General features: G+C 46.4%; 14 protein-coding genes. 8 read left to right on the top strand and 6 right to left on the bottom strand.

Annotated features, from left to right (window positions below; genetic code table 11):
- Window positions 1-60 precede the first annotated feature (60 nt).
- A complete protein-coding gene (locus tag J2W69_RS06935) occupies window positions 61-2,277 on the bottom strand; it encodes a bifunctional diguanylate cyclase/phosphodiesterase (protein ID WP_310275945.1) in 2,217 nt (738 codons plus the stop codon).
- 310 nt (window positions 2,278-2,587) lie between these two features.
- Here J2W69_RS06935 and J2W69_RS06930 point away from each other — a divergent pair, with 310 nt between their 5' ends.
- Window positions 2,588-3,502: a TIGR03899 family protein gene (locus J2W69_RS06930; RefSeq protein ID WP_310275943.1), complete on the top strand. Its 915-nt coding sequence runs from the start codon at window positions 2,588-2,590 to the stop codon at window positions 3,500-3,502.
- On the opposite strand, the gene J2W69_RS06925 is transcribed toward J2W69_RS06930, so the two are convergent.
- From J2W69_RS06925 to J2W69_RS06910, 4 genes are all read right to left on the bottom strand, one after another.
- Complete coding sequence (locus J2W69_RS06925) at window positions 3,474-5,639, bottom strand: response regulator (protein ID WP_310275941.1); 2,166 nt, start codon at window positions 5,637-5,639, stop codon at window positions 3,474-3,476. The two genes, J2W69_RS06930 and J2W69_RS06925, sit on opposite strands and share 29 nt — an antisense overlap.
- 106 nt (window positions 5,640-5,745) lie before the next feature.
- On the bottom strand, window positions 5,746-6,495 hold the full coding sequence (locus J2W69_RS06920; RefSeq protein ID WP_310275939.1) for a TIGR04219 family outer membrane beta-barrel protein: 750 nt from the start codon (window positions 6,493-6,495) through the stop codon (window positions 5,746-5,748).
- Between the two features lie 3 nt (window positions 6,496-6,498).
- Window positions 6,499-7,476 (bottom strand): DUF2333 family protein, encoded by a 978-nt coding sequence (locus tag J2W69_RS06915; RefSeq protein ID WP_310275937.1) that lies wholly within the window; start codon window positions 7,474-7,476, stop codon window positions 6,499-6,501.
- Window positions 7,477-7,486: 10 nt separating this feature from the next.
- Window positions 7,487-7,912 (bottom strand): copper chaperone PCu(A)C, encoded by a 426-nt coding sequence (locus J2W69_RS06910; RefSeq protein WP_310275935.1) that lies wholly within the window; start codon window positions 7,910-7,912, stop codon window positions 7,487-7,489.
- A gap of 327 nt (window positions 7,913-8,239) precedes the next feature.
- Here J2W69_RS06910 and dusB point away from each other — a divergent pair, with 327 nt between their 5' ends.
- The 3 genes from dusB to purH all read left to right on the top strand — a co-directional run bounded on the left by dusB (window position 8,240) and on the right by purH (window position 11,351).
- Window positions 8,240-9,214, top strand: coding sequence for a tRNA dihydrouridine synthase DusB (dusB, locus tag J2W69_RS06905; protein WP_310276426.1), 975 nt, complete (start codon window positions 8,240-8,242; stop codon window positions 9,212-9,214).
- 18 nt (window positions 9,215-9,232) lie between these two features.
- Window positions 9,233-9,523 (top strand): DNA-binding transcriptional regulator Fis, encoded by a 291-nt coding sequence (fis, locus tag J2W69_RS06900; protein ID WP_008897208.1) that lies wholly within the window; start codon window positions 9,233-9,235, stop codon window positions 9,521-9,523.
- A gap of 241 nt (window positions 9,524-9,764) precedes the next feature.
- Complete coding sequence (gene purH, locus J2W69_RS06895; RefSeq protein ID WP_310275932.1) at window positions 9,765-11,351, top strand: bifunctional phosphoribosylaminoimidazolecarboxamide formyltransferase/IMP cyclohydrolase; 1,587 nt, start codon at window positions 9,765-9,767, stop codon at window positions 11,349-11,351.
- Between the two features lie 65 nt (window positions 11,352-11,416).
- Here purH and sixA read toward each other — a convergent pair whose 3' ends face one another.
- The gene (sixA, locus tag J2W69_RS06890) at window positions 11,417-11,902 is read right to left on the bottom strand and encodes a phosphohistidine phosphatase SixA (protein WP_310275930.1); all 486 of its coding nucleotides are present in this window, start codon (window positions 11,900-11,902) and stop codon (window positions 11,417-11,419) included.
- A gap of 169 nt (window positions 11,903-12,071) precedes the next feature.
- On the opposite strand from sixA, the gene J2W69_RS06885 reads away from it, so the two are divergent.
- The 4 genes from J2W69_RS06885 to J2W69_RS06870 all read left to right on the top strand — a co-directional run bounded on the left by J2W69_RS06885 (window position 12,072) and on the right by J2W69_RS06870 (window position 17,592).
- Window positions 12,072-14,198: a TonB-dependent receptor gene (locus tag J2W69_RS06885; RefSeq protein ID WP_310275928.1), complete on the top strand. Its 2,127-nt coding sequence runs from the start codon at window positions 12,072-12,074 to the stop codon at window positions 14,196-14,198.
- 19 nt (window positions 14,199-14,217) lie between these two features.
- Window positions 14,218-15,648, top strand: a complete 1,431-nt coding sequence (locus J2W69_RS06880) for a hypothetical protein (RefSeq protein WP_310275927.1) — start codon at window positions 14,218-14,220, stop codon at window positions 15,646-15,648.
- Between the two features lie 163 nt (window positions 15,649-15,811).
- Window positions 15,812-17,083, top strand: coding sequence for an ATP-binding protein (locus J2W69_RS06875; RefSeq protein ID WP_310275925.1), 1,272 nt, complete (start codon window positions 15,812-15,814; stop codon window positions 17,081-17,083).
- Entirely contained in the window at window positions 17,080-17,592 is a 513-nt protein-coding gene (locus tag J2W69_RS06870) for a response regulator transcription factor (protein WP_310275923.1), read from the top strand. The genes J2W69_RS06875 and J2W69_RS06870 overlap by 4 nt, the downstream gene beginning before the upstream one ends.
- The last annotated feature ends 24 nt before the right edge of the window (window positions 17,593-17,616 follow it).

Here is a 17,616-nt window from a genome sequence, read left to right as displayed (position 1 = left end):
CGCCAACCAGCCATGAAAAAGCCGACTTGTAGTCGGCTTTTTCATTCCAGGAATTACTGCTCAACTTTTAGATAAAAACTTGACTAAATCCGAAGCTGTCATCGGCTTGGCATACATAAAGCCTTGCACTTCTTCGCAACCCATAGCACGCACAGCGTCTTCCTGGGCCTTAGTTTCAATACCTTCCGCTATAGTTGCCAAACCCAGTTTTTGTCCCAGATTGATGATAGTTTCCGCAATCAAAGTGCCATTAGGGCGGTCAAAATCCTGAATAAAAGCGCGGTCAATTTTGATCCTGTCCAGAGGTAGCTGCTGTAAATAGCTTAAGGATGAAAAGCCAATGCCAAAATCATCAATAGCCACTTTAATGCCAAAGCCTTTTAGCTTGTTTAATGCCCCTATCACTATCTTCGGATCATCCATCACCACAGACTCAGTAATTTCCAGCTCCAGCAATGCCGGGTCGACCTGATAACGTTCGACACAATCGATCACAGACTGCACAAATCTATGGTTACGGAACTGAGGCATAGACACATTGACGGCTATTCGCAGATGAGCAAAACCTTGTGTTTTTAAACTTTGCAGCTGCTTACAGGCTTGCTGCAGCACCCAATCGCCTATTTCAATGATCAGACCAGAGTATTCTGCCAGCGGGATAAAAACGGCCGGAGAAATAAAGCTGCCATCAGGCTGAGGCCAGCGCAACAGCGCCTCCATCCCCAGCACATTGCCGCTTTTTAAACAAATTTGCGGCTGATACCACAACTGAAGTTTATCTTTCTGGAAATCAGAGCGTAAACTTCTGAGCATCACCAGCCGATCAACCATCTGTTCTTCCATCTGGGCACTGTAATACTCATAATTTTGTGCCAGATGTTTTTTCGCTCTGTTCAGTGCAATGTAAACATGCTTCAGGATAGTCAGTCCATGCAAAGCACTGTCACGTAAACGACAGAAACCAAAAGTTGCATTCACCTGCAAGGAGTGTTCAGAGCACTGGAAAGGCATCTCAAAGATACCAGACAAGGTTTCAGGGGTCAGGGCTTGTTCAGGGCCTATTAAACCAAACACATCAGCACCAATACGACCAATCTGGGCAATTTCTCCGAATTGGGCCACTAACCTGTGCGTGACGGCTATCAGCAGTTCATTGCCTGTTTCCTGGCCTAAACCATCGTTCACATCAGAAAAATGGTCGATATCAATTAATACTGCCACATTACGCTCAGGATCCAGCCGTCTGGTTTCCTGCAGCAAAGAAGTGAATTCATTGCGGTTTGGAGTTTTGGTTAAAGGATCAATATAAGCCGCATGTTTAAGTTGCTGAAACAACGTAACGTTTTCATAACCAATAGAAATATTGCTTAAAAACACTTCAATCAACTGACGGTCAAAGTCTTCCACAGGTCTGTTAGTTTCGATATAAACAGCTGCGGCGTGATCAATATTTCCCAGATAAAGCACCGTATCTTTGTCGGTAAAAATATGCCGCCGCTCTGCCAGACAAGTGGTGATTTGCTGGATAATTCTGCTGTTATTCAGCCGCTCCAGTTTGCATTTAATATAAGGCGCGTAATGCCCGGCTGCGCCCAGGACATAAATATTGTCACTGCTGCTGCCATCATCTTCAATCTGAGCACAAAGCACACCTTCTGCATGCAAGCCAATCAGAGAGGAGATTTGAGTAACCACCCCTTCAGAAAATTCATGCAACGAATGTTGTTCCAGCAAATTAGCACCGGCATTAATGATTTTCTGCAGGCCAATGCGGTTCTGGTTAATAGTGCGGATTTGCTGATAACTGCGAATAGAGGAAATAATGGCAGTCACCAGTTTATTGCGGGTCAGTTCGGTTTTCGTTTTGTAATCGTTAATATCGTATTCTTTGATCACGCTCTCTTCAGGTGCATAACCAGGCTGGCCAGTACGCAGAACTATACGTACTTCATCCATTTTTAATTCATCACGAATTTGCTGTACTACTTTCAGGCCCGCATCGTCAGATTCCATCACTACATCAAGCAAAATGACGGCTATATAAGGATTATTCACCAGAAACTTTAAGGCTTCTTTGCCAGAAAAAGCATGATGAAAAACCAGCTTACGGTCTAAAACCAATAAGTCGGATAAGGCCAGTTTAGTGACCGTATGAATTTCTTCGTCATCATCAACAATCAGCAGGTGCCATTCACCACTGGATTGTGTTTCTGCTTCCGAATCTGTTTCGTCTTCTGCGAGGAACAGAAAATCATCATCTGCTGCTTTTGACACCATGCTCCGACCTTTTTTACATCAGCTGTAGGGAAATACTTTTTGAAAGCATATCAAGGCACTATTGCATAAATACTAGCATATACCCTGAATCCGCTTTGGCAATCAGGGTCCACCCCACCGCTATCCTTTGTAAGCTTATAATCCAGTTTATCTACACTATACCCTCGGGCCAAAAAAGCAATTCATTTTATTAAAATCATTGAAAATCATAACCTTAACACTTTCACAAACTTCTTTTAGAGTCGTAGCCAAATTTTTACGCTATTGTGAAAATTCAGCAATAAAATCTGTCACCATCAGAGGTGTAATGATGCAGAAAGTATCTGCGGGCCGCGGACATCAACGTTTACTGCAATTGGCTCGTAGCCAACTGGGGCACGAATTCGCCACAAAAACCAGTTCTGGCGACACAGAACCAGCAAGTCATGTTCAAAGTAGCGACTTTAATCAGCGTCATCAACGTCTGGCGCAGCGATCCGGTGCCCCCCTGGCTGTGGATGCGGATATCAAAGGGCCAAGCCTGCATCAACGTGCCGAGCGGCGTGAACGCATGCATAAAGAGCGACAACAATCCAATTTAGAAAAGATCATGGCGCTGGCTTTAGACTATTGCCCTGATTATGTGGCGGATATAGATGTGGACCCGGACTGGTTTCAGCAATACTGCGATTTAGTATTGAATATATCGAACCAGACAATGCAACAGCTTTGGGCCAAAATACTGGCAGGTGAAATTGGCCAGCCGGGCAGTTTTTCACTAAAGACCTTATTTTTGTTGCAACGCATGAGTTTTAAAGAAGCTTTGGCTTTGCAAAAAGCAGCCAGCCTGACCTGCAGAGTGCGGCTGCAAGACAGTGGGCATATTTATTTTGGTTATGTACGCAAACCATCCATTTGGCAGATCCTGACCGGACGCAGCAGAGCACTGCTGAATCTGAGCCAGTTTGGCTTAACCTTTCCACAGATTTTAAGTCTGATTGATCTAAACCTGCTGCATCAGATTGAAATTGAAAGTGGCGAGTTGATCCCAGATCAGAGCTTGCAGCTGCAATATCACCAACATCAACTGACCTGCAAAGCCAGGCATTCAGGAGTGGTACTGCAGTATTATAAATTTACCGCTGTAGGTGTTGAGTTATTGCCTTTGTTGAACTGTCAGGCCAATCCGGCGTATCTGCAGGCCATGAAACAACTGTTCACCCCGGTATTGGAGTTTGAAGACTAAGCTGCTGACAGCGTCTGATCAAATCCGCTACTTTTTGTGTATCTAAAGGCTTAATGACCACATCATTCATACCTGCCTGATGGAACTCCTGGACTTCTTCAGGTAAAGCGTGCGCAGTAAAGGCCATAATGACGGTGTGCTGATGCTGTGGTAATTGCCGGATCATATGAGTAGCCAGAATACCTGACATATCCGGCAGCTGAATATCCATCAGGATCAGCTGATATCTGCTGCTTTTCGCAAGTCGGATGGCTTCTGTTCCACTTGCTGCAGTATCCACCTCAAATTGCTGCTGGCTTAGCATAGCTTTCACAAAATTCAGATTGGTTTGATTGTCATCCACCACCAGCAATCGCAAGCTGGCTTTTTTCGGCACCTGGCTAAGATGCTGCCGGATAGTCGCGGATAACATAGGATTGCTCAATACAGGACAATTCAGTACTGCAGTCCAATAGGATTGATGCGCTGTGTGACAAAAGGCCAGCATCTGACTGCAATCTGTGATCTTATTAAGCTCGCTCCAGACTTCAGTATTACCATCAGGTGCAGGCAGTTGCAGCAGAACCACATCAACCAGACGATGCTGTAACTCAGCTTTCAGTTGCTGCGGCTGCTGCAGGCAAATCACTTGTTCAGCCACTGAACCCACACTTTGTTTTAACACAGCTGCACCTATGCTGTTGCTGTCCAGGTAAATGGCAGTTTGGTACATAGGCAGCTCTTTGACTGAAACCGCAGTTAATGGCAACTCCAGGCGCACTGAGCAGCCCAAATCTTCCAGAGCGGAAATAGTTAATCTGGCACCAAGACGTGATAACAAACTGGCACAGAGTTGCTGTAACACCCCTGCGTTTTCGCCTTTTTCTGCATCAAGTATTTGCTGTATAGCACTACTTTGACCTGCATGATCAAACTGCAATAACAGTTTATTCTCGGAAAAAGCCTGCAGGTTAATAAACAAACTCAGCTCATGTTGCTGCAGATCCTGCAGGATCAAACTGAGGATCTGTTTCAGTAATTGTGCTGTATGTAGCGGACAAAACTCCACTTCTGACAAACTCAGAGCAGGGTCTTCCACCAGAAGAAAAGGAAGGTCCGCCAGCTCAAATTCCTGTTGCCACAACTCCATTTGTTGCGCCAGCCATTCAGGAAACCAGATGGTCTGAGGTTGTAATGGCGTTTTATCTAACAGATCCCCTTTCAATAACCAGTTCAGCAACTGGGTTTGTTGTTCAGGTTGCCCTGCTTGCTCCAACACACAAAGTTGTTGCCATTGTCGCAACTGATCCTGACTGTGTTTTAACTCGTGATTCAGTCTGGCTAGTTGCTGCTGATAACTGATTTCCAGTTGCTGACAGGCGGTGCTATGCGTCTGCCCCTGCTGTTGTTCGGCCTGATCTTGCTGCCGCAATTGCTGCTGAAACTGCTGTTGCTGTGCATAAAGCGAGCGAAATAACAGCGTCAGTTCAGTACCGTCAAAGTCTGACAGCTTTTTTCCATCAGCCACAGAAGGTACTAAAGAGCGCAGTTGCCTTAAAAAGCCTTGCCAGCGCAGATGCTGAGTTTTGAATATGCGTCGCTGCCATAACAAGGCCAAAGTGAGAATAATAAACAAGGAAGTGCCCCACAAGCTACTTTGCCACCACCAAAGCTGGGATAGCCGCAACGGAGAAATCTGAATAGCCACATAACCTAAAGTACTGCCTTCAGCGGCCACATTGTTGGTGTCGAAATAACTCATACTGGCAGGTGTGACCATCACAGCAGACCACAACAGATTGGAGCCATCCTGCAGCGCTTTTTGTCCTGTTAAATCACGGGTTGGACTGAAATTAAACAGCTCGCGGGGAAATTGAGTGGCAGCAAATAAATTGCCATCGGCCTGATAGACCAGAATAGCTTTGATAGGTAAGGTACTGGAGAAGCTGGTGGCCAGCAAATGGCCTTTGACCTGTTCCATTTTGTTTTTCACTAAAAAAGGTTCAACCATCAAAGACAAACTCATCAGCAATTGCTGCTCGGCTTGCACTCTGACTAAAGTTTCGTGACGTAATTGCAGTTGTGCTGAGGTGTAAAGACAAGCCACTATCAGTACAAAAGACCCCACCACCAGACCCAGTTTAGCTTTTAACGTCATGTCAATTGAACCTCTTTTCCTTGACCTGCACTATAAGCTGCCCCTCAAAGCAGAACAATAGTTATTCTGCTTTGAGTTTTGGATCAGACTATAATTTGTTCAGGTTTTAGAAATGCAGTTCTGCAGAAATAAAAGCACCGTCGAACGTTAAATCTGCGTCTATATCGTCAATGTCATCCAGTTTAAGCTTCGTCTTTTTAACACCAGCTTTTAATGACAGATCCACAGCCAGCGAGTCGATCAGTTCATAGGCAATACCAAACTGCATATCAGACAAAGAACTACCGTCGTAGCTGACATAATTAACTTCAGCAAAAATCTTCGTACCAGTGCCTAATAAGCCAAAACTACCATAGAGATAACCCATAGGAATAACAGCTGACAAATCCTGAGTTGCATTTCTGCCTTCAGTGGCCACACTAATATCACCATCTATGTATTTAGCCGTCACACCTAAATCCAGGCTGACTAAATCATTGTCCAGAATTTCATAATAAAAAGTGGCGTCGATATTGGATAAATCCACATCCTGAGCGACATTAGTGCCTACAGCAAAGATTTGATCATCAAATTCAAAAGTCCGGTTTAACGTGGTGTTACCGTTAGAACTTACGCTATTACGTTGTAGCTTGATGTTTGGCAACAAAGGCACAGGGTGTTCCACTTTGATATAAAAACTGCTTAAGTTTTCATCTTCAAAACTAAAGTTCTGCTGGTTGCCCGTTTGACCAAAACCACCTTTAGCATCGGCAAAATGCAAATCGGCGCCTATATAAAGGCCAGCAATGGTATCCGCCATTGCAACCGGAGCAGCCAGAGCTGCTACAAATACCATACTAAAAACAGACTTTTTCATGCTTTATCCTTGCGCTAATAATTCAGTTAAATCAAGCAGAGCCGCATTTGCCCTGGAGATATAATTCGCCATCACCAGACTGTGATTTGCCATAAAACCAAAACCCCGGCCATTCAGAATCATTGGACTCCAGACCGGTTCCTGGGTCGCTTCCAGTTCACGGATAATTTGCCTTAAACTAATCATCGCGTTTTTATTGGTCAGAACCTCCGCGAAATCCAATTCTATCGCTTTTAAGAAATGTAACAAAGCCCAGCAAGCACCACGGGCTTCATAAAACTCATCATCTATGCTCCACCAACTGGTTTTAATTTTGCTTGATTCTGCTGTTGCAGTGGATTGTCTGGCATTTCTGTCACCCGCTAAATCTGTGTTTAATCTGTCCTGCCCTACACTGACACTCAAACGCTGGCTATAACTGCCCATACGTTTTTCGACGTTTTTCAGCAAGTCGCGTAAATTATCTGCTCTGGTGTAAAACTGACTGTCTGTTTTTGCCGGGTCTAATAAAGCAGCACGGTACAAAACTAACTGTTTGATTGCACTTCTGTATTCTGTTTCAGCCGCAGGCACTGCCCAGCTGCGATGATCAATATTCAGCATAGGCTGCGCCAGTTTTAAATAGTGATTTTCTATGGACTGCGACTGTGAACGGCTTAAGTCTTTGCGTAAGGCCAAAGCCAAATCACGCGACATTTCCAGAGCGCCCAGCTCCCAGGCAGGCATATTGTCGAGCAAGGAAAATGACGGAGTCACATCATTACTTATAAAACCGCCATTTTTGCTTAATAAGGTTTCCAGCACCCGAATAAGCGCACTGGTGGTGGTATAACCTACAATGTGTTTGTGCTCAGGACTGAGTTGTGCCGACAAATCCCCGACATCAAATACTTCCGGTTCTCTGCTGGCCCACCAGGCTGTGCCGTAACCTAAAATAAAAACGAACAGCACGGTTAAACTGACAATCCTGAATCTGTTCATTTTATTGCTCCTAATGAGTGGGTATAGCGCTGACTTGAGCCTGAACGTCGATGGATTGACCATCTTTAAACTCTAAACGCAATGGAATTTGCTGGCCCTGAGTGATGCTGGTTTTGGCATCAAATAACATCAAATGTAAGCCACCTGGCTGAAACAGCACTGCTTCACCGGCGGCAATTTTTACAGATGACACCAGCTCCATCTTCATCATGCCATCTTTGTGGCTATGCTGGTGCAGCTCTACAGAACCAAAGCCCGGACTACTGGCACTGATAAGCTCCACTTCTGCAGCACTAGTATTGCTGATACTGAAATAACCTGCTGTCATACTGCGGCCTGGTAACATCTCCCGAACTGTCGCATCAGCGACCAGAACTTCAGCCGCAACCACACAACTGCCTAACCCCAACCAAAGCGCACATATCCACTGCTTCATTCAAACTTCTCCTTTAAAGATCATCACTTTATCTTACACGACTCAGACAAGGCAGACATACCCGACTAAAGAAAAGTATTGACTTTTTTGTGAACGGCTTTTTCTTTTACATTGGTGACAAAAACAACAGCTGTACAATTATCTGTAAGGTGCCCCCCTGATTTTATTGGGTTTTGTATTTCAGAAAGTCTAGTTTTCAGGCGTTTAGCTATTGTCAACCCATCAACCCCCTATAAATTTATACTTTTGTTTAAATAATAACCTTTGCATTGTTGGCAAAAATCCGTAAACTTAGCGCCCCTTTAGGGTAGAGCCTTGGTTTTAGCGGTGCGCATAGGTCCATATCAATTAACGAACAACGTAATCTGTGCTCCTATGGCCGGAGTGACTGATTACACTTTTCGTGAGCTTTGCCGTCGTTTTGGTGCAGGTTTAGCTGTATCAGAAATGATGTCGAGCAATCCTTTGGTCTGGCAAAGTGAAAAATCGCTAAATCGTATGACTCACCAGAATGAATCTGGTCTTCGCTCGGTGCAAATTGCCGGCTCAGATCCAATTCAGATGGCGGAAGCTGCCGTGTTTAATGTTGAACATGGCGCCCAAATCATCGACATCAATATGGGATGTCCGGCAAAAAAGGTGAATAAAAAACTGGCTGGTTCGGCACTGTTACAGTATCCGGATTTAGTACAACAGATTATTCAGGCCGTAGTTCAGGCAGTAACAGTACCTGTGACCTTAAAAATCCGGACTGGCTGGGACATCGAACATAAAAATGGCGTACAGATAGCGCAAATAGCGCAGGACAACGGCATTGTGGCTTTAGCGGTTCATGGCCGCACTAAAGCTTGTATGTATAAAGGAGAGGCGGAGTACGACACTATCCGCGCTATTAAACAAAAAGTGTCTATCCCGGTGATTGCCAATGGCGATATCACCACGCCGGAAAAAGCCAGATTTGTATTGGACTATACCGGAGCAGACGCGGTCATGATTGGCCGGGCCGCTCAGGGCAGACCCTGGATTTTTCGTGAAGTGGTGCACTATCTGCAAACTGGTGAACATCTGGCTTCGCCTTCAACGGGCGACGTCAGGGATATTTTGCTGGAGCATGTCCGTGGCTTACACCAGTTATATGGTGAAGTGCTTGGCCCACGTATTGCCCGCAAACATGTGGGTTGGTACCTGGCAGAGCATGACAGCGAAGGCATGTTTCGCAGTGAATTTAATGGTATCGAACAAGCCCAACAGCAGTTGGATACCTTAGAAGTGTATTTCGAGCAATTACTAGCAGCAACCTAACGTAAAAGAGACTAGGCAATGTTTAATCAAAACGTGACTTCGCCATTTATCACCAACGCCCATGTTCAAACGCAAGAAAAACCGCAGCCTTTAAGCAACGCGGTACAAAAAGCGGTGGCGAACTACTTACAACAACTAAACGGTCAGGACGTAAACGACCTGTACGAATTAGTGTTGTCCGAATTAGAAAAGCCGTTATTAGAAGAAGTGATGAAATACACTCGCGGCAACCAGACCCGCGCTGCCAACCTGATGGGCATCAACCGCGGTACTCTGCGTAAGAAGCTGAAACAATACGGCATGAGTTAATGCCCCCGCGGGAGGAGTCCCGCAGCAAAAAGCACCCTAGGGTGCTTTTTTCTTTTCCGCTTAGCGGAACCACTTTAAGTTATACCTGAAGTAAAAAAGGGATTTCACCAGCTGATCCCGGTGATAGCTTACAAAGCCATTTTTTTCTCTATTATTAGTGTCCTGGCTTTGAGTGCTATCCAAAAGCTGTGAACTACAGCAGTGCTGGTCCGAATTAACCATTACAGCGGAGAATGATCCAATGAACGCAGCTCGTCCAATCCGTCGCGCTTTATTAAGCGTGTCAGACAAAACCGGTATAGTTGAATTTGCCCGTGCTTTAGCCGCCCAGGGAGTGGAACTGTTATCCACTGGTGGTACAGCCAAGTTACTGGCAGACCAGGGTATTGCAGTGACTGAAGTGTCTGATTACACAGGTCACCCGGAAATTATGGACGGCCGCGTGAAAACGCTGCATCCAAAAGTACATGGTGGCATTCTGGCCCGCCGTGGTATGGATGAAGCTGTAATGGCAACCAACAATATCAAGCCTATCGATTTAGTGGTAGTGAACCTCTATCCGTTCGCCAACACTGTGGCCAAAGCAGGTTGTACTTTAGAAGACGCCATTGAGAATATCGATATCGGCGGCCCAACTATGGTGCGCGCTGCGGCAAAAAACCATAACGACGTCACTATTGTGGTGAACGCGGCCGATTACGACAAGGTATTAGCTGAGATGGCTGCGAACGCAGGTTCTACTACTCATGCCACCCGTTTTAGTTTAGCCATCAGCGCTTTTGAGCATACAGCTCAATACGACGGTATGATTGCCAACTACTTTGGCGCCATGCTCCCTGCCTACGGCGATGAAGATGCTAAGCCAAGCAAGTTCCCACGCACTTTTAACGCTCAGTTTGTGAAAAAACAAGATTTGCGTTACGGCGAAAACAGCCACCAAAACGCAGCTTTTTATGTAGAAAACAGCATTCAGGAAGCATCAGTCGCCAGCGCGACTCAGCTGCAGGGCAAAGAGCTGTCGTACAACAATATCGCTGACACAGATGCCGCTTTAGAGTGTGTAAAAGAATTCGACGAACCAGCCTGTGTGATCGTTAAACACGCTAACCCTTGTGGTGTAGCTATTGGCGACGACATTCTGGCCGCTTACGAGCGTGCTTATAAAACAGACCCAACTTCTGCCTTTGGTGGCATTATCGCCTTTAACCGCGAATTAGATGCAAAAACTGCAGAAGCTATTGTCAGTCGTCAGTTTGTTGAAGTCATCATAGCGCCAAGCGCTACAGCTTCAGCTGCAGCTGTGGTATCAGGCAAGCCAAACGTACGTTTACTGGTGTGTGGCGAATGGGAAAGCAAAACCACAGGTTTTGATATCAAACGTGTTAACGGTGGCGTGTTGGTACAAGACCGTGACCAGAAAATGGTCGGTCTGGATGATTTAAAAGTAGTCTCCAAACGCCAGCCAACAGCAGATGAATTACGTGACTTATTATTCTGCTGGAAAGTGGCTAAATATGTGAAATCCAACGCTATTGTTTATGCCAACGACAGCATGACTATTGGAGTTGGTGCAGGCCAGATGAGCCGCGTGTACAGTGCTAAAATCGCTGGTATCAAGGCCGCTGACGAGAATCTGGAAGTCAAAGGTTCAGTCATGGCATCAGACGCATTTTTCCCGTTCCGTGATGGTATAGATGCCGCAGCTGCTGCAGGTATTAAAGCCGTGATCCAACCAGGTGGCTCTATGCGTGATGCCGAAGTGATAGCTGCTGCAGACGAACATGGCATGACGATGATTTTCACTGGCGTGCGTCATTTCCGTCACTAACGTAAAGTCTTGTCTAAATAAAAAACGGCAGCCTGAGCTGCCGTTTTTTATTAGCTACAACAGCGCTACATAAATTTAGCAGGTACAGACCAGGCCAGTCGCACAGGCACTGTTGATTCAGAGTCCAGTTCCAGACAAGTTAAAGAGGCTTTTTTCAACTCGATAAAGGTTTTGTCCAGCCCCAATAATTCATTGATCAGTAAAGCCAATTCAGGTTCATGCCCTACCAGCAGCACTGCTTCATTGTCTTGTAACTGACTGAATAAATGTTCTTTTACTTCAGTCGCAGTGACCGCTGGCAATAAACAGTGCCATTCTTCAACAGCGGTTTTGACACCAGAATCTTTGCGCACTAAAGCAGCGGTTTGCACAGCTTTGGTATGTGGGCTACAAAAAATACGGTCCGGTATTAAGCCCTGTTTGTGCATAAAATCAGCGACACGGCGAGCCTGTAATCTGCCTTTTTCATTCAGGCAACGATCGGCTTCATCCACCAGTGAGTTTCGTATATCAGCAGTCGCATGACGCATCAGATAGAGTACAGCTTTCATCAATTTCACCTTTACAGCAGAAAATGATGGCAGCCTATAGCCAAGTCATGACATTTGTATGACTTAAGTTCTGTTTGTCCACGTTCCCTGAACTGCGACAATTTGTCGCATGCTGTTTTGTGTTTAAAGTCTGTAGGATTTGAACTTTATAAAGTTCAGGTACTTAGCTATGTCAAAAGCTATCATTTTTCCTTTCTGTGTGCTCAGTTTTATCTCTGTTTCAGCCCAGGCTGAGTTCCAGGACAAAAACGCCAAAGAACAACAAGTCGAAGTCATGGTGGTGACCAGTAGCCGGCAACAGCAGCAATTGAAGCTACTGGCAGAATCTGTGGCTGTGTTAAGTGAAGAAGATATTCGTAAAGTGAGTCCGGGCCATCCTGCAGATTTACTGAACAGAGTGGCTGGGGTCCATGTGAATGATTTAGGTGGGGAAGGCCATATGACAGCCATTCGTCAGCCTATCTCCACCAGCGGTGTTTATTTGTTTTTGGAAGATGGCTTGCCAACAAGGCCCACAGGTTTTTTTAATCACAATGGCTTGTATGAAATTGATATCCCACAATCTGGCCGGGTTGAAGTAACCAAAGGTCCAGGTTCAGCCCTTTATGGCAGTGATGCCATAGGCGGCATTTTTAATATTCTGACCAAAGCTGCCCCACTTAGCAGAGAAACTGAACTTAGTCTGGAAAGTGGCAGTGATGGCTGGAACAGGGGGTTAATTGCAGTTGGAGCACCAGTCACAGAGCAGAGTGCTGCGCGCTGGGATTTGAACTGGACCAAAAGTGACGGCTTTCGTGAAAACGCCGGCTATGACCGGCTATCCAGCAGTCTGCGACTGGATCAGGACTGGAGTACAGCCACTAAAATTAAGTATCTGGCCAGCTTTGGCAAAATTGATCAAAGCGGGGTTTCAGCTTTAAATGAACAAGAATATCTGCAGCGCCCAAAGACCAACTATTACAGTGGTGATATCGCCTTTCGTGACGTACAGGCATTGCGCTTATCTGCAGAAATTCGCCATCAATGGTCGGACTATTCCGAACTGATGTTACTGCCATTTTACCGCGACAACAAATCCAGCCTGATGCCCAGCTGGATGTTGAGCTACGACCCTGTCACAAGTCAGACTGAGTTTTACTCCATGGGATTACTGGCACAATGGTCCAGTCAGTTGAGTGATCAACTGCAATGGATCAGCGGTCTGGACTACGACTATAGCCCTGCCCGTTACAGCGAATGGCAAATTACAGTGCAGCGCCAGAATGGCATTTACACAGCTTATGAAAAAACAGGCCGCCTGCATTATGACTTTGACGCCGATCAAAGCTCTGTCTCGCCCTATAGCCAACTGCAATGGCAAGCAACAGCAGCTTTAAGTTTGACGGCTGGCGTGCGTTATGACTATTTCAACGTAGATTACCGCGACTTATTGCCAGCTTCAGTACCTGAAACTATAGGCCGTAGCAGCTGGCTCAGACCTGATAACACAAATTTGAGCTATCAGGCCCTGAGTCCAAAATTGGGTGCCTTGTACCAGCTCAGTGCCCGGCAGCAGCTTTACTTTAACCACAGGCATGCCTTTCGGGTTCCTTCTGTAGGTCAGGTTTTCAGACCGGGCTCCACAACAAACAGTACAGGCTTAGAACCGGTGAAAGCACGCAATTCAGAGCTGGGCTGGCGTTTACAGGGGCAAAACTACAGCCTGGATTTAGCCTACTATCAGTTGGATATCAAAGACGATGTGGTCAGCTATATCGACAGCAACGAACGTAAAGTCACCAACGCTGGTCATACCCGGCACCAGGGTCTGGAAGCGGCTTTAGTCTGGGCTCTGACAGATGAATGGAAACTGGGTAGTGGTTTTACCGTCACGGCTCAGAAGTACCTCGATTTCCAGTACCTGTATTCCTGTTTTCCACCTGCTTGTGCAGCGCCAGTGACCGAAACCCGTAACTTCAGTGGTTTTGATGTAGGCAAAGCACCAGAGCAACTGGCCAATGCCAATCTGAGTTACAACCCGGCTTATTTGCAGGCACTGCAACTGGAGCTGGAATGGCAAAAAGTCGGGGCCTACTTCACTGATGAAACCAATACCAATAGTTACCAGGGACACCAACTCTGGCATCTGCGGGCCAACTATCAATACAACCAGGCGCTGCGCCTGTACGCCAGACTAATGAACCTGAGCGATAAACTTTACTCCACCTATACCAGTAATCAGGTGGGTTCCAGTGCCATTGAATACAGACCAGGTATGCCACGCAGCCTTTTTGTTGGCATCAACCTGAGTTTTTAAGGATCAATGAGGATAACGAATGCAAAACAGAAGCCTGATGCGCTGGCACAAAAGACTGATTTGGTTGGGTGGCCTGACCTTACTCAGTTTTGCGGTGTCGGGATTTTTACATCCACTGATGAGCTGGACAGGGCCAACAGCAGCAAAGATGCAACCTCCTGCGATGCAGCTAAGCCCGCAGCAGTTGCAACAAGCCCAGCAACAGCTGCAGCAGAAACAAGGTGAGGCTTTTGCCTTAGTAAAGCTGCTGCCTTATCAGGATCAGATCTGGCTGCAACTGAGCAGTGATAAATCAGAACCCCGGCAGTATCAAAGTTTGAGCGGCATTGATCTGTCTGCACAAGCGGATCAGCAGATGGCAGTCTGGCTTGCAAGCTGGTATACCGGGATTGCGGAAACAGAGCTGCAGTCAGTGCAGTTTCAAACCACTTTTGACCATAGCTACCCCGAGGTCAACCGGCTGTTGCCTGTGTATAAAGTTCAGTTGGGGGATCTGACCGCTTACATTCATACAGAAAGCCAGAGCCTGGCGTCGCTGAGCAACAGCTACAAAGACAGTCTGCAACTGGTATTTCGTACTTTACATAGCTGGAACTGGTTAAAGGCAGTGCCTGAACTCAGGTTAGCCTTAATGAGCCTGTTACTGGTTTCTGTGCTGGTGTTATTGTTCACTGGTAGCTATTTGCTCTGGTCATTGCCATCAAAAATAAAACGCCGGGGCTTGCGGCTTTGGCACTACCGATTAGCCTGGATAGTCTTTATCCCTGTGGCCTGCTATGCCATCACAGGTTTTTATCACCTGCTGCATAACAGCCAAAAAGATCAGTTGATAGGTTTGGCTTTACCCGCCCCTGCCCTGTTGCCGGATTTCAGCACTGCAACTCAAAACTGGCCAGAACTGAATCAAAACACCGCAGTACGTCAGCTCACTTTGGTGCAGGGCCCGGAGCAAGGCTGGTATTGGCGTATAGCCATCACCACTGCAGAACTTAGTACTAAGCGGGAACAGCGCTTTCAGGGGCAAGCCACAGAGCAACAGGTTATTTACCTGCCGCTGCAACCAGAAAAAACCAAACAGAAACTTGATGACAGCAACTACGCAGAATTTCTGGCTAGTCTTTATTCACCAGACTGGCAAGCGGATACACTGCAGCAAGTCAGGCATTTTGGTATGAATTACGATTTCCGCAATAAGAGATTACCTGTGTGGCAATTGCAAACTGCTCAGGGCGACTTGCTGTTTGTGGATACATCAACAGGGCAAAGGATAGAGCAATTACGTCAGAGCGATCAGTTGGAAAGAACCAGCTTTTCCCTGCTGCACAAGTGGAATCTGCTGATGCCGCTGACAGGCCGCTTTTATCGCGATCTTATAGTGGAATTACTGATGCTGCTGATAGTGGTATTGGCTGCTGCTGGTTTTGTGATGCGATATAAAACCAGTCGCTAAGCAATGTGGCAAGAAGGTGCGACCTTTTGCCACATTGCACAAAACGCCAGAGCAGACCAGAATGACTCTGACTTCCATCAGATGACAAGGTGTTCCCACTCCTATAATCTGGATTGTCAGTTTTTTGCAACGGCTGCCTGGCAGCCGCTTTTTTTGAGACGCCATGAACAGCATTTTTTCCCGTGCCGAATTAAATACAGATCATCCACTAAAGCAACTGCAGCGTTTTCGTTGGGTACTTATCAGCTTAGAGCTGCTGGCCAGCCTGACCGCTTATCTGCTGCATTACCCTATCCATAGCTGGAGCCTGCTGTCTTTTGTATTAGCTGTGCATGTATTTACCAATATCAGCCTGAAACTCTGGCGTGGCGATAAAGACTCGGAGCAACGTTTTATCGCCGTCAGTATTTTTATTGATCTCTTTATGATCACCGCTTTATTGGCGATGACAGGAGGCGCCAACAATGGTTTTGTCGCCATTTTATTGCTGCCTGTTGCCGTAACTGCTGTGTTGTTTTCTGCTGGCCCGAGCTACTTGATGGCTGCTTTAGCTATTGGCTGTTACAGCCTGCTGTTACAAATTCCTCTGACGGGCGAGCATTCAGCACACCAGCATGCAGCTCAAACAAGTGCAGAGCCTTTTAGCCAGCATATCAGCCAAATGTGGTGGGCTTTTAGTTTCAGTGCTTTTATTGTCAGCTGGTTTATCAGCGCACAAACTCAACGCATTCGTACTACTTCAGCACAACTAAATAAACTGCAACAAAAACAATTGCAGCATGAGCAAGTGCTGGCGGTGGCTACTTATGCCGCCAATGCGGCTCACGATTTAGCCACGCCACTGCAAAACCTGGTGCTGCTCACTGACGAGCTGACAGAGCAACAACAAGACCCGGCTTTAGCAGCCGACTTGCGTCAGCAATTACAGCGTTGCCAGCAGATAGTTCAGCAACTTCGCAGCAATGCTCAGCAACTGCGAAAAGGTGAGCTACAATCCCAGCCTTTGTATGACGCTATAGAGCACAGTATTCAGCTCTGGCTGGTCAGCAGGCCTGAAATCAGTATGGAGCAACACTTCAGTAGCGATCAGTCCACTCTGAGCATAACCGACAGTATTAGCCTGGCAGCGGCTTTATTTAATATTCTGGACAATGCAGCAGATGCCAGCCTGCAAAACAAAGAACCAAAGTTAAGTTTGACGATGCAGCAACACAACAGCCAGCTTGAACTACAAATCCGGGATTATGGCCCTGGTTTACCCGACTCTGTTCTGGCGCAGTTGGGCAAAAGACCACAACAAAGTGAACAAGGCTTAGGCTTGGGTCAGTTTCTGGCTAATGTGTCGATTGATAGTTTAGGTGGCAAAGTGGAACGGGAAAATTGTGTTGAAAAAGGCGTGTTAACCCGTATTTTTTTTAGCGGAAAACAGTCATGAAACTGGTACTGCTGGACGATGATGTGACCTTAACACGCACATTAAGCCGCAGGTTGGAAGGCTTGGGTCATCAGGTGCAAAGTTACAACCACGCGGTAAGCCCTGATGAACTGATCGCAGAACAGGCCGATTGTTACCTGCTGGATTTACGTTTTGGTACTGCCTCAGGCCTTGATTATGTAGCGCCATTACGACAACAACTGCCGTTATGTCGCATCGTATTACTGACCGGCTACGCCAGCATAGCCACAGCAGTACAAGCAGTAAAAGCAGGAGCAGACGACTACCTGACCAAACCTGTTGATTTCGTCACTTTAACTCAGGCCTTAAGCGGACAAGTCAGCCAAACAGCGCCAAATGAAGCCGATGTTTTATCCACAGATCAGCTGGAATGGGAGCATATTCAACGGGTTCTGGAACAACATCAGGGCAATATATCCCAGACCGCTAAAGCCCTTGCCATGCACAGGCGTACTTTGCAACGCAAACTACAAAAACACAGGCCCTGAATTCGCTTTACTTTTTCCTGTCAG

Source organism: Rheinheimera soli (assembly GCF_031457405.1).
GTDB lineage: Bacteria > Pseudomonadota > Gammaproteobacteria > Enterobacterales > Alteromonadaceae > Pararheinheimera > Pararheinheimera soli_A.
This window is presented reverse-complemented; position numbering and strand designations above follow the sequence as displayed.